Below are 11796 nucleotides of genomic sequence, written 5' to 3'. Positions count from 1 at the left end.
ATAATAATTAAAATTACGAAAAAAAGACCCTTCGGACCTAACAATTGGGGGCTTATATCCCCTTGACTGAAGTCGGGGGTTTTACGCCAAAATATCAATAAAAAAGATACGAAGGGGGAAATTTTAATGTTATATCAACAAATCTCAGCCAACAAACGCAATACAATCATTGTTTTATTCTTGTTTGGTTTATTAATGGTCGCACTTGCTGGCTTTTTTGGATTCTTATTCGAAAGTCTTAAACTCGCCTTTTGGATTTTTGTTGGATCCATAATTTACGCATTGATCGCATACTTTTACGCTGCCGGTGTGTTAATGCAAATTAATGATGCCATCGAACTTAGTCCCACCGATCATCCCCAACTTTTTACGATGATCGAAGAACTTTGTATCGCTGCGGCTTTACCAATGCCACGCGTTTATTTAATCGAAACTGACTGTCCCAATGCCTTTGCGACAGGAAGAAACCCCAACCACGCTAGTATCGCCGTAACCACCGGCTTACTTAACATGATGGAACCAGATGAACTGCAAGCCGTTATTGGCCATGAACTTTCCCATGTCAAAAACTATGATACGCAAGTAACCACGATTACCAGTGTGCTTGCTGGTTTGATTTCATCTACGGGCTTCTTTTTCCTTGCTCTTGGATGGGAATTAATGAGAAGTCGGTTTGAAAATTTCTATATGCAAATTATATTTTATTTGCTGGGTTTTCTTGGGTTATTCATTGGGCTAGTTATCATCTGCATCGGAATTCCCATCAGCAAGATTTTGTATTTCATGTTGTCACGTCAACGTGAATATCTCGCCGATGCTTCTTCTGTATATCTCACTAGAAATCCCGATGGCATGATTAGAGCGCTTCAAAAGCTTCGCGGTGACCATCATGTGATGCCTCGTGGTGGGGCTTTGGGTCATGAACTTTACTTCAACATTAGCGAAGTTGGTTCATGGTTTACTAATCTTTTTTCCACCCACCCCACATTAGATAAGCGGATTTCACGTTTGTTGGAAAGTTTTTCTACTCGACAATAACTATACACATACCAAAAAACTTGATAAATCAACTTTTTTCGTGATTTATCAAGTTTTTTTATTTTTCGCTTGACTTGAACTTCACTCCAAGTACTATGATAATCCCATCAAGAAAATATAATCTCATACAAAATATAATCAAAGGAATGATATGTATATGAAAACAACAGTTTTAGTATTTCACCCAAATTTAAGTTCATCAAACGTTAACGCTACTTTAGCGAACGCTTTACCAGAAGATATTGAAGTTCGTAATATGTACGCCCTTTACCCTGACTTCAAGATTGATGTCGCAACTGAAAAAGCGGTCCTTGAAGCTAGCGATCGTATCGTTTTACAATTCCCAATGTATTGGTACAGCTCACCAGCTTTACTAAAGCAATGGGAAGATGATGTTCTTGAATATGGTTGGGCTTACGGTTCAAATGGCGATGCTTTACACGGCAAAGAATTAGTTATCGCTGTTTCACCAGGTGCTAACAACTATGACCGCGATGATTTCGCCAAATATCACGTTACAGAACTTTTACGTCCTTTCCAAGCTACAAGTCGTTTAATTGGAACAAAATTCATTAAGCCATTCATTACTGTTGGCGCTTCATCAATTTCAAATGAAGCTTTACAAAAACAAGCTCAAGCTTACGTTGATTATTTAACTAATGACAATTTAGAAGAATTAGGAGATTTTGAATAATGTTTATTATTGATATTAAATTAACTGAAACAAATATTACTGAAGAAGCTATTTCAGCACACCGCGCTTGGTTCAAAAAATACTTTGATGCAGGCAAGTTCGTGCTTGTTGGACCTCGCGTTGATCTTGATCACGCCGGAATTATTGTTGCTAAAGCAAAAAATCGTCAAGAAATTGATGAATTAATCAGCCAAGATGTCTTTTATCCAAATGGCGCTACCTATGACGTCATGGAATTCAAGGCTAACCTTAATACTTTTGCCTAAGCATCACTAAAAAAGGCCACGTTCACTTTTGAACGTGGCCTTTTTTTAATCTTCTAAAATCTTATATTCTTCAAAGTAACTCTTATTTTCTTTAATTTTTCCATTTTTATACAAGGAAATCTTATGTTCTAGACGATCAATAGAACGTTGAAGATTCTTTTTCTTTAAGAATAATTCATCTAATTGTTCTTCCAATAATTCTTGGCGGGCATCTAAAGTTGCATCCCCTTGACGTAACATATCCGCATAATCCACCAGTTTTTCGACCGGAACATCTGAATGTCTGAGACAAACAATCATTTCAATCCAGCCTTGCAAACCATCATTGTAATAACGATTGCCGTTTTTTTGTCGGGGAACTTCTGGAATTAAACCGATTCTTTCATAGTAACGTAAAGTATCAGGTTTAAGGCCATATTTTTCAGCAGTTTGAGTAATTGTTAAGTTTGACACCAGTTTTTACCTCCTTAAATCTATTCACATATATATTAGCACTTGGAGTTCAGTTCAAGTAAATACTTTTTTTACTTATGATGCGAATCAATCCCCCTTAATTTTCCATACATCCGGTAGATTTTGCCACACAAAAAGGTATCTCTTCCAAAACGAAAAGATACCTTTTTCCTTAATAATCACTGTGCATTACATCATCCAAGAATTTAGCAACCAAATTTAAATCTTCGGTTGTATATTTACTGGCGATTTTTTCACACAATTCTTGTTTAATTTTTTGGTGTAACTGCGTATGCACTGCAGCTACTTCTTGGCCTTGGGGCGTTAAATCATAGAAAATCTTCTTTTGATCATCGGGGTGTTTGTTGGCGTTAATCAAGTTGGATTCCAACAAAGTTTTAGCCGCTCTAGTCACGCCTCCACGGGTAACATCAAGTTCTTTAGCTAATTGAATCCCCGTTTTTTCACCACTCTGTAATTCAGAAAGTAAATGCAAGGCAACAATTGATAACCCCGATACAACGGTTGCTAAATCGGGATTTTTTAACTGTGCTAAAATCCACTGTCTTTCTTTAGATAAAGAACTATTAGATTTTTGACTTTTTATTTTTCCAATTTTTGCAATAATTTGTTCAATTGTATCCTGGGTCATAGTTGCCCTCCTTTAAAATGTTTGTGCTTTATTTTCAGCTTCTTTTAAGGCTTGATTTAAAATGCTTGCTCGTTGATTGTGCTTGGCGTCAGCACCTTCAATATAAATCGCATCCACATCTTTAATACCATAAAATTTCATCATGTTTGATAAATAAAGCGAACCGATATCCATTAAGGCACAGCTTTCTTTGCTTGGGATACGGAAGAGTTTGCGGAATAAGAATTTCACAATCCCCCATTTTCCACTTGTGTGGTATTCACTTCCGGCAGCTTGAATATGCAACATCTTTTTATTCTTCAACAAACCAACCGAACCTTTATCTGTGTACTTAAAGGTTTTATGCGCAACCGCAGTTAAATCTAGATATTGCTTCAATTCAGCCGGTAAAAAGTGATTGTACATCGGATTGATGAATACATACTTATCAGCGGTCATAAATTCCGTTAACCATTCTTCGTGGCGGGATAACAAGTCCGCTTCCTCTTGCGTTAACTGTTCGTCAAATTTCTGCTTTTGCCATGCTTTCATTGTAACATCATTTAACGGTGGAACACCATCTTTAGCGTACAAATCACGGATGATGATTTGATCATTTGGATGAGCTTTTTGATAAGCTTGGATAAATTTTTTTCCTACTTCTAATGATAAACTACCTTCTACGTGTGCGTGTGCTTGAATAATTAATACTTTTGTCATATTTAAAACTTCTTTCATTTTTGTTGCTTGTCAACAAAAATTCAGAATTTTTTAGTTGCTTAATTTACCGCGATCTTTGGCATCCAAATACGTCAACAAATCAACATACAACTGGAACAATTCCAAGAAGTTATGCGGATCTAATCCGATTAATTCCTTGATTTTAGCTAGCCGATAAGACAATGTATTTCTATGAATATGTAATGTGCTAGCCGTTTTTGACATATCACCGTTATTTTTAAAATAGGCCAACAAGGTTTCTAACAAGTCCGTTCCCAAGCCCGTATTTTCTAACAATGAAAACTTCTTTAATAATTCGTCATCATCGTCAAGATGCGATTCGAGTAACTTTTCTAAAAATTGCACTTGCGAATAACTATGATAGTCTTCATGCAATAAATTAGCGAATCGAAGAGCGGTTTGTGCTTCAAAAAATGAGCGTCCCACATTCACGCCGGTCATTCCGACAGCCACCCGATACCCACTATTTCGAGCAAATTCAATACACTTTTGCACCGCGCTTTGATTATGACAAATCAGCACCTGCGTATCAATCGAACGATTCAAATGAAAATCTTGGGCACTTAACTTCAAATCCTTGATATCATGATGCGAACACTTAATAACTACTACTGTTCGTTCTTGGTAAAAGTCAATGTTCAAATCCAAGGCTTCTTTTTTCAAGTTTTCAACGGTATCAGTATCAATATCTTTTTGCGTCCACCGAAATAAGAAACGCGTTAACTTTTTGGCTTTACTTTCTTCATTTTCTTGAAATGCTTGTTGTTCTAGCAATAATTCGGTTGCATCTTTTAACAACAACGCAAACGGCTTAACTTGCTTGGGTTCGCCCGTAATTCCTACCACCCCAATAATTTCATTGCGATATTCAATTGGCATATTAATGCCTGGTTGCACGTTTTCTAACCCATCTTTTTGAGCATACGTAAAGATTTTTTGGTGCTTTAAAACTCGGCGCGCTTCACCATGGTTCTTACCGATTCTTTTGGTATCCCCACTCGCGATAATCATCCCTTGTTCATTCATAATATTAACGTTATAAGGAATGTCGTTCATCATCTTATCGACAATTTTTTGCGCTAAAATTCGATTTAATTTCATATTATTATATTTCCTTTTCAAAATTAATTGTGCAAATGCCTAATGAAAACATTTTTTATCCATGTTAAATTTTAACATGTAGTTCAATAATAAAAAAATAAATTTATGTAAAAATTAGAGGTGTGATCAATGGTATCAACAACAATTTCTTGGATTTTCGCCCTTGTAGGACTCTTTGTGGCGATCATCTTGATTTTGAAAAAATTTAATCCGGTCTATTCACTGTTCTTAGGTGCGATTGTCGGATGTTTGGTTGGTGGTTTGTCATTTGCCCAAACCGTCAACGTCATAATTGAAGGAACACAAAGTGTCGTCGGCACTGCCATTCGCGTTTTAGCTGCCGGAATTTTAGCGGGGGTCATGATGGAATCTGGCGCCGCCGAATCAATTGCCCACGCGATTGTAACTAAGATGGGGAATAAACAAGCTTTACTTTCCCTTGCCCTTTCAACAATGATTATCACAGCCGTTGGGGTGTTCATCCCAGTTGCAGTCTTAATTGTCGCTCCAATTGCCTTATCAGTTGGTAAACAAGCTGGCATCAATAAATTAGCACTTTTAACTGCTTTATCTGGTGGTGGGAAGGCTGGAAATATCATCTCTCCTAACCCCAACACAATTGCGGCCGCCAATGGTTTTCATCTTGAACTTAGCCATGTAATGCTTGCGGGCTTTATTCCAGCTTTATTTGGTTTAGCAACTGCCGTTATCATCGCAAGTTTAATCAAGAATAAAGGTCGAGCCGTTAAAGATTCTGACCTAGATGCTGATGCTAACCAAAAAGAATTGATTCCTTTAGGTAAAGCCTTGATTGCACCAGTTTTAGCCATTGTGCTCCTATTACTTAACCCAATTGGATCTCTTTTACATATCAGCGCACTTTCCAAGTTAAATATCGATGCAATGTACATTTTACCTTTTGCATCCGTAATCGGAACTCTTGCGATGGGTCAAGGAAAGAAGATTTCCACTTACGCACAATTAGGATTAGCAAAAGTTACTGACACGGTGTTGATTTTACTTGGAGCTGGCGCAATTGCTGGTTTGATTTCTACTTCAAATCTATCACATCAAATCGTTAAATTAATTGATGCGACTGGCATTTCTGGTACCTTCCTCGCTCCAATCTCAGGGATTTTGATGGCCCTTGCGGTAGGATCAACTTCAACTGCAGTTATCCTTTCAACCGGATCATTTGGTAAGACCATTCTTGATACTGGTACTTCAGCTTTAGGTGCTGCTGTCATGGTCCACACTGGGGCAACGGTAATTGACCAAGTTCCTCAAGGAAACTACTTCCACATCACCGCTCAAAGTATGCACATGTCAATTAAGGAAAGACTCCAAGTTATCCCTTACGAAATGTGTGTCGGCTTAGTGATGACAATTGTCGCAACTGTTTTATACGGTTTTATTTTGAAATAACGAGGTAATTAATATGAAAAAGTTTGTACTCGCACCCGATTCATTTAAAGAAAGCATGTCCGCTAAAGAAGTTTGCCAAGCAATGGAAGCTGGGATTTTAAACGTTTTTCCTGACGCTCAAATTACCCACGTACCCATGGCTGATGGCGGTGAAGGCACAACTGATTCTTTAGTTGATGCTACTAATGGTCGCAAAGAATTTTTAGAAGTTAACGGTCCACTTCCTAATCAAAAAGTTAATGCTTATTATGGAATCTTAGGCGACCAAAAAACAGCGATTATTGAAATGGCTCAAGCTAGCGGAATTATGCTAGTTGAACCAAGTCAACGTAACCCTTTAATCACCACAACTTTTGGGACCGGTCAATTAATCAAAGCCGCCTTAGATCAAGGCGTTAAGAAAATTTTGATTGGAATTGGTGGTAGCGCAACGGTTGATGGTGGAATGGGCATGGCCCAAGCTTTAGGCGCTAAGTTTTATGATGAAAATAATCAACTCTTAGACGGTAACGGTGGCAATCTCGCAGCAATCAATCGCATTGATGTAAGTGAATTAGACCCTCGCCTTGATGATACCGAAGTTATTATCGCAAGCGACGTTCAAAACATCCTTACAGGTAAAGATGGCGCCGCTGCAGTCTTTGGTCCCCAAAAAGGCGCTAGTCAAAAAGATGTTGTCACACTTGATAATGGTTTACAACATTTTGCCGCTTTAATTTCTCGTGATTTAGGTCAAGATGTCGCAAACATCCCCGGTAGCGGGGCCGCTGGTGGTTTAGGCGCGGGGCTTTTAGCTTTCACTAAAGCTAAGCTCCAACCTGGTGTTGAAGTGGTCGCTAACGCGGTTGATTTAGCAAGCAAAGTCGCTGATGCTGATTTTGTCTTTACTGGCGAAGGCGGGATGGATTTCCAAACTAAATTTGGAAAAACTCCATTCGGTGTCGCTCAAGTGGCTAAAGCCGCTGGTAAACCAGTATTTGCGGAAGCTGGATACCTAGGGGACCGCATCGAAGAACTTTACGAAATTGGTATCACCGCTGTTTTCGGGATTGTCGATAAAGCTCAAAGCATCGAAGAATCCCTTAAGGCTGGTCCAGCAAATGTCAAACGTACAACTGAAAATATCGCACGTTTGATCAAAGCCACACAAAAATAACAAATCTATTTATATAAAAACCGGCAAGTAGCTCTTTTTACGAACTGCTTGCCGGTTTTTGCATTATAAAGGAAATTTAGGTTCTATAATATTCTGTACTGATGAAAATTTTAAAGTATATTTCAAGATTATCATCAGTACTTTTTTATTGTAAAATTGCATAAAAAAGAAAGTTGCCGGCCCTAATACTTATAGTAGCGACTAATATTACGGTAGTGTAAAATTAAGATATAAGAAAGACGGCACATTTACTGTTGCCACTAAGCGCAATTTAGGGGCTCAGCTACACTATGAAGAATTAAGAAAAGAAATTAGTGATAATGGTTGGGTCGGATATGCAGACGTTTCTGATATGGTTGAAGCAACAACTAAAGGAAAATATCAACTTGGCTATGGTCACGGTATAAGCTATTGGAAGTATCCAAGAATGCAAGACGCAGAATTCTTTGCTGGGGCTTCTAGTGCAACCGTTAATAATTCAAAGTCTCTTGAAGTTATTAAGAAACATTTTCCAAGGGCGTATAACAATTATTTAGAAGTTGTTGATTGGATTAATGAGAATGGAAAGGTGTGATAAATATGGAAGAAACAATCTTTCAAGAATACGAAAAACGTTTTGGCGAAGTTTTTCCAAAACTTATTCCACAAGATGAAAAATTTGTAGAGCATTGTTTAGAGTTGAACAAGACGATTGATGAACTGCCGGATGATGACCCGTTCATTAAGAAGTATTTTTCTTCAGGAATTATGTATTAAAGCGAATAAGTGTTATTTTAACGTCTGCTAATCGGCAGGCGTTTTTTAGTGCAGAAATTTATTATCATACAAACAATCGTTTTATTTACTTTTTCAAACAAAAAACCCTGATAATTAAATTATCAAGGTTTATCCTTTTTATTTATTATTTATTATTATTTTTCATTAATCTAACAATAACTCCAGCTAATCCCACAATAATTACCAATAAGATTATTACGATGGTAATCATCATTGGACTATGAGTTTGGACGCTTGTTTGACCGCTCTTTTGCGCGTAAGTCTTTGTATCTTGATTTTTAACATGCACAACATAGGTATGGCGGAAGCTTTGATCCGGATTTTTTGAAGTAACATTCACATCAACCTTATAGGTTCCTGGTTTGTATACTTTAGCTGGCCAAGCAAGTTGATACTTAAAATCACTAGCTGCAGCGATTGGGCTTTTAGCCGTTATCGCATGGCCGATTTTTTTACCCGACATCTTCTTAACAGTGTAATCGACTTGTAAGTCCGCTGCCATTTGTGGAATCTTATTTACTAAATGCAAGTTCAAAAATGGATTACTTGCGCTTGAAGAGACCGTCATTTCTTTAACTTGCAAGTTGGCTTGTTGTTTGGAAAAGTTAGCGACTACCGCCACCATTTTAGCGAGCTGCGTATTAATTTGGACCGCTTTTTTATTTTTAGCCGGCATCTTTTGAGAAGTAGCTTTTTCTAAAAAGTTCAACCCTCCGACAATTTGCCCCTTAGAAACATCTTTGGGTGCCTCAAAAGTATAAGTCACCATCTTAGTTTCGTTTGGCTTTAAGGTAATTTCTTTTGGTCCATGCAAATACTTGCTGGCTAAGCGTTTTGAATCAGTTAATTTTGAATTTTCAAGTTGATCTTGCTTTACGTACGCTACTCCACCACTTGGGTTCCCTAAGGCGTTCAAAAATTCAACAGCTAGCGTAATTTCATGATTGGAAACATTACTAACTTTAACCACCAAATCTTGTTTTTGACCTGGTTTGGCTGCAAAATCAAAATAACCTTTAGAAGTATCGGTCGTTTGTGGATCGGCGGTAAAATTCATTGAAGCCGCTTGAATGGGAGCATTTACTCCAAAGAAAAATCCCCCTACCAAGCCTAAAAACAACAGGATTCTTTTCATTATTCTTGTCCTGTTGGAGCTGCGTTAAGCGTAACGGTTACTGTAGTGCTGTATGAACCAGCATAGGCATTAGCTGGAATATCAGTAATTTGAAGTGAACCAAGATCAACGGTATATGATCCTTTACCCTCAGAAACGCTTGATTTTCCAGCAGTCAAAATTTGAGTTGGATTAGTTGTAAGTGTTTGTGCTCCTGAAACTAAAGTAGGAGTTGCATCTGAAGTAGTATCCTTCTTAGCAACTGAACCTGGCGTTAAGACAACATTTCCATGAGTTCCAGATAATGCAGTTGCACTTGCAGTCAATGAATATCCAGCACCGGTTCCACGTGCATCAATAATTTCAACTGAACCTAAAGATTGTGCATCCGTTGAAATTTGTGAACCATTTAAGGTTTGACTTAATGAAATTGGAGATAAGCTTCCATTTAAAGTTAAGCTGCCTCCTTTAATATCAGCTGTCGCAGTCGTTGAAGCTGAGCCACCACCTGTTGTTCCTGTTGTTTCAGCAAATACTGGTGTACTAAACAATGAACCTGCCATTAATACACTGGCAGTTAATAGACTAAATTTCTTAATTTTCTTCATAACTATTCCCTCCACATCTTTATTACACCTCAACTATACAACACTAAGAAAGCATTTTCAATAATAATTTGCACTTTTTGAGAAAATAAAAAAATCTATCCCACATTATTGGAATAGACTTTCAGTTAATCTTATTTTTCTTCGTACCAGTGAAGTAAACTTTGTGTTCCTTCATCCCCATAACCCATCGCTTCAACTTGGCAACATTGTTTCAAAATTTGATCAAGGATTTCTAACTTAAAATCACGACTCTTAATTTCATCTTCCGCAATTCCTAAATCTTTGATGAAGTGCTTCATATAAAATGTTGCGTTGAAGTCTCCTTGAATCATTTTAGGCATAAAGGCATCCATTTGAGCGGAACCAGCGGCCCCAGAACGAATGGTTTCGTATGTTTTTTGTGGATCCAAGCCCATTTTTTTAGCGTAAGTTAAAGATTCACAGACACCCGCTAAAGCTCCAGCTAATGCGATTTGGTTCGCCATTTTGGTGTGTTGACCAAAGCCAGCTGGACCTTGCAATCTGATATTTTCTCCTATCGCTTCAAGAACAGGTAAGGCTTTCTTGAATGTTTCTTCTTGGCCCCCAACCATAATCGCTAAAGTTCCGTTATCAGCGCCAGCTTGACCACCTGAAACAGGTGCATCTAACGCAAACATTTGTTTTTGTGCCGCTGCTTGGGCGATTTTTTGAGCTAATTTAGGACTTGTTGTCGTCATATCAATGAGTGTTGTCCCTTCCTTATCTCCGGCAAATATTCCTTTTTCTCCAAAGTAAACTTCTTCAACGTCTTTAGGATAGCCGACAATTGTGATTACAAAATCAACGTTACGGCTACATTCTAACGCATTTTCTTTCCAAATAGCGCCTGCTTGAATCAAGGATTCGGCTTTTTTCTTTGTGCGGTTCCAAACTTGCACCTCAAAACCGGCTTGCATCAAATTTCTTACCATCCCTTGACCCATCAAGCCCGTTCCGATAAAACCAATTTTCGTCATTTGCTTACCTACTTTCAACACTAATTTTTCTATGTCTTATTTTATCATGTTTTAGCGTTTTTCTTTTTGGTTTTCTTCCCATAAAAAATACCCTCCAAGTATTTAGATGATTTTGTATATTTCATCTGTATACTTAGAAGGTATTATAGCCCATTGAAATCCGGGGATGTTTTGTAAGTATATTTATTTTTTAGCTTCGTAATTAATATCAGTTTCAGAATCTATCTGGACTTATGCTGATACCTTAGCATTTCCAACCCAAACATTGATCCTAAAGCAACCAACATTACTCCCAAAATTGTTGTTTGCCCCTGCGTTTCTCCGTTTTGTGGCAACACTTGATTTAAAGTAATGTCATTGTTGCTTGTTGGCGTAACTTGATTATTTGCTTGCGGGAACTTATTTTTCATCGCAATCGTTACTGGAAAAGATTCTGATTTCTTAATTTCCTTGATTGCAGAAATTGTCGTATCAAAAGTTTCCGTTTCTTCAAAAACTTTATTCACCGCATCTTTTTCTGACACTTCGACTAATTCTTCAAGTTTTAATTCTGGCAAATCATACACGGGGTAATTTTTTGGAACTTCAGAAATATTTGTTTCCGAAAATTCCTCCGTTGCATACTCGCTTGGAATTTCATTTATTTGTGGAGCTTCTGCAGCTGGTAACTCATATGTTAAGCCCAATGCTGTTCCTTCAGCAATAAAAACATCCGGTAAGTCATGCGTTGGATTGTCTTTTGGTACCTCTGTTATCTCTGGCACTGCCGCTTCTGGCAAGTCGTACGTTGGATT

The 11796-nt window shown here is 37.8% G+C and carries 15 protein-coding genes; 7 read left to right on the top strand and 8 right to left on the bottom strand.

Features of this window, described 5'->3' with window-relative positions:
• Positions 1-126: 126 nt before the first annotated feature.
• From JCM14209_RS07805 to JCM14209_RS07795, 3 genes are all read left to right on the top strand, one after another.
• Positions 127-1038 (top strand): M48 family metallopeptidase, encoded by a 912-nt coding sequence (locus tag JCM14209_RS07805; RefSeq protein ID WP_025022924.1) that lies wholly within the window; start codon positions 127-129, stop codon positions 1036-1038.
• Positions 1039-1195: 157 nt separating this feature from the next.
• Complete coding sequence (locus tag JCM14209_RS07800) at positions 1196-1732, top strand: NAD(P)H-dependent oxidoreductase (RefSeq protein WP_025022923.1); 537 nt, start codon at positions 1196-1198, stop codon at positions 1730-1732.
• Entirely contained in the window at positions 1732-1998 is a 267-nt protein-coding gene (locus JCM14209_RS07795; protein WP_025022922.1) for a YciI family protein, read from the top strand. Before JCM14209_RS07800 ends, JCM14209_RS07795 begins: the two co-directional genes overlap by 1 nt.
• A 45-nt stretch (positions 1999-2043) precedes the next feature.
• On the opposite strand, the gene JCM14209_RS07790 is transcribed toward JCM14209_RS07795, so the two are convergent.
• From JCM14209_RS07790 to JCM14209_RS07775, 4 genes are all read right to left on the bottom strand, one after another.
• Entirely contained in the window at positions 2044-2451 is a 408-nt protein-coding gene (locus tag JCM14209_RS07790; protein ID WP_025022921.1) for a MerR family transcriptional regulator, read from the bottom strand.
• Positions 2452-2623: 172 nt separating this feature from the next.
• Positions 2624-3103 carry a MarR family winged helix-turn-helix transcriptional regulator gene (locus JCM14209_RS07785; RefSeq protein WP_025022920.1) on the bottom strand — a complete coding sequence of 160 codons (480 nt, stop codon included), beginning with the start codon at positions 3101-3103 and terminating at the stop codon, positions 2624-2626.
• Between the two features lie 12 nt (positions 3104-3115).
• Positions 3116-3802 (bottom strand): FMN-dependent NADH-azoreductase, encoded by a 687-nt coding sequence (locus JCM14209_RS07780; protein ID WP_025022919.1) that lies wholly within the window; start codon positions 3800-3802, stop codon positions 3116-3118.
• 51 nt (positions 3803-3853) lie between these two features.
• Positions 3854-4924 carry a CdaR family transcriptional regulator gene (locus tag JCM14209_RS07775; RefSeq protein ID WP_025022918.1) on the bottom strand — a complete coding sequence of 357 codons (1071 nt, stop codon included), beginning with the start codon at positions 4922-4924 and terminating at the stop codon, positions 3854-3856.
• Between the two features lie 129 nt (positions 4925-5053).
• Between JCM14209_RS07775 and JCM14209_RS07770 the strand changes: the two genes are divergently transcribed.
• From JCM14209_RS07770 to JCM14209_RS10070, 4 genes are all read left to right on the top strand, one after another.
• Positions 5054-6349, top strand: a complete 1296-nt coding sequence (locus JCM14209_RS07770; RefSeq protein WP_025022917.1) for a GntP family permease — start codon at positions 5054-5056, stop codon at positions 6347-6349.
• Between the two features lie 13 nt (positions 6350-6362).
• On the top strand, positions 6363-7505 hold the full coding sequence (locus JCM14209_RS07765; RefSeq protein WP_025022916.1) for a glycerate kinase: 1143 nt from the start codon (positions 6363-6365) through the stop codon (positions 7503-7505).
• 352 nt (positions 7506-7857) lie between these two features.
• Positions 7858-8079 (top strand): hypothetical protein, encoded by a 222-nt coding sequence (locus JCM14209_RS07760; RefSeq protein ID WP_025022915.1) that lies wholly within the window; start codon positions 7858-7860, stop codon positions 8077-8079.
• A gap of 5 nt (positions 8080-8084) precedes the next feature.
• Positions 8085-8261, top strand: coding sequence for a hypothetical protein (locus JCM14209_RS10070; protein WP_155830698.1), 177 nt, complete (start codon positions 8085-8087; stop codon positions 8259-8261).
• A 145-nt stretch (positions 8262-8406) separates the two neighbouring features.
• Here the strand turns inward: JCM14209_RS10070 and JCM14209_RS07750 are convergent, their stop codons facing one another.
• From JCM14209_RS07750 to JCM14209_RS10120, 4 genes are all read right to left on the bottom strand, one after another.
• Entirely contained in the window at positions 8407-9417 is a 1011-nt protein-coding gene (locus JCM14209_RS07750) for a WxL protein peptidoglycan domain-containing protein (protein ID WP_025022914.1), read from the bottom strand.
• Positions 9417-10004 carry a WxL domain-containing protein gene (locus JCM14209_RS07745; protein WP_025022913.1) on the bottom strand — a complete coding sequence of 196 codons (588 nt, stop codon included), beginning with the start codon at positions 10002-10004 and terminating at the stop codon, positions 9417-9419. The genes JCM14209_RS07750 and JCM14209_RS07745 overlap by 1 nt, the downstream gene beginning before the upstream one ends.
• Positions 10005-10135: 131 nt before the next feature.
• Positions 10136-11002 carry an NAD(P)-dependent oxidoreductase gene (locus JCM14209_RS07740; RefSeq protein ID WP_025022912.1) on the bottom strand — a complete coding sequence of 289 codons (867 nt, stop codon included), beginning with the start codon at positions 11000-11002 and terminating at the stop codon, positions 10136-10138.
• A 221-nt stretch (positions 11003-11223) separates the two neighbouring features.
• A partial coding sequence (locus JCM14209_RS10120; RefSeq protein ID WP_035520251.1) for a hypothetical protein occupies positions 11224-11796 on the bottom strand: 573 nt, incomplete at its 5' end.

It is taken from the genome of Ligilactobacillus hayakitensis DSM 18933 = JCM 14209, from assembly GCF_000615845.1.
GTDB classification, from domain to species: domain Bacteria; phylum Bacillota; class Bacilli; order Lactobacillales; family Lactobacillaceae; genus Ligilactobacillus; species Ligilactobacillus hayakitensis.
This window is presented reverse-complemented; position numbering and strand designations above follow the sequence as displayed.

Bases quoted from the DNA above. Each gene is read 5' to 3' on its own strand.
- JCM14209_RS07805 (WP_025022924.1), top strand. From the start codon at position 127: ATGTTATATCAACAAATCTCAGCCAACAAACGCAATACAATCATTGTT.
- JCM14209_RS07800 (WP_025022923.1), top strand. From the start codon at position 1,196: ATGAAAACAACAGTTTTAGTATTTCACCCAAATTTAAGTTCATCAAAC.
- JCM14209_RS07795 (WP_025022922.1), top strand. From the start codon at position 1,732: ATGTTTATTATTGATATTAAATTAACTGAAACAAATATTACTGAAGAA.
- JCM14209_RS07785 (WP_025022920.1), bottom strand. From the start codon at position 3,103: ATGACCCAGGATACAATTGAACAAATTATTGCAAAAATTGGAAAAATA.
- JCM14209_RS07780 (WP_025022919.1), bottom strand. From the start codon at position 3,802: ATGACAAAAGTATTAATTATTCAAGCACACGCACACGTAGAAGGTAGT.
- JCM14209_RS07775 (WP_025022918.1), bottom strand. From the start codon at position 4,924: ATGAAATTAAATCGAATTTTAGCGCAAAAAATTGTCGATAAGATGATG.
- JCM14209_RS07770 (WP_025022917.1), top strand. From the start codon at position 5,054: ATGGTATCAACAACAATTTCTTGGATTTTCGCCCTTGTAGGACTCTTT.
- JCM14209_RS07765 (WP_025022916.1), top strand. From the start codon at position 6,363: ATGAAAAAGTTTGTACTCGCACCCGATTCATTTAAAGAAAGCATGTCC.
- JCM14209_RS07760 (WP_025022915.1), top strand. From the start codon at position 7,858: ATGGTTGAAGCAACAACTAAAGGAAAATATCAACTTGGCTATGGTCAC.
- JCM14209_RS10070 (WP_155830698.1), top strand. From the start codon at position 8,085: ATGGAAGAAACAATCTTTCAAGAATACGAAAAACGTTTTGGCGAAGTT.
- JCM14209_RS07750 (WP_025022914.1), bottom strand. From the start codon at position 9,417: ATGAAAAGAATCCTGTTGTTTTTAGGCTTGGTAGGGGGATTTTTCTTT.
- JCM14209_RS07745 (WP_025022913.1), bottom strand. From the start codon at position 10,004: ATGAAGAAAATTAAGAAATTTAGTCTATTAACTGCCAGTGTATTAATG.
- JCM14209_RS07740 (WP_025022912.1), bottom strand. From the start codon at position 11,002: ATGACGAAAATTGGTTTTATCGGAACGGGCTTGATGGGTCAAGGGATG.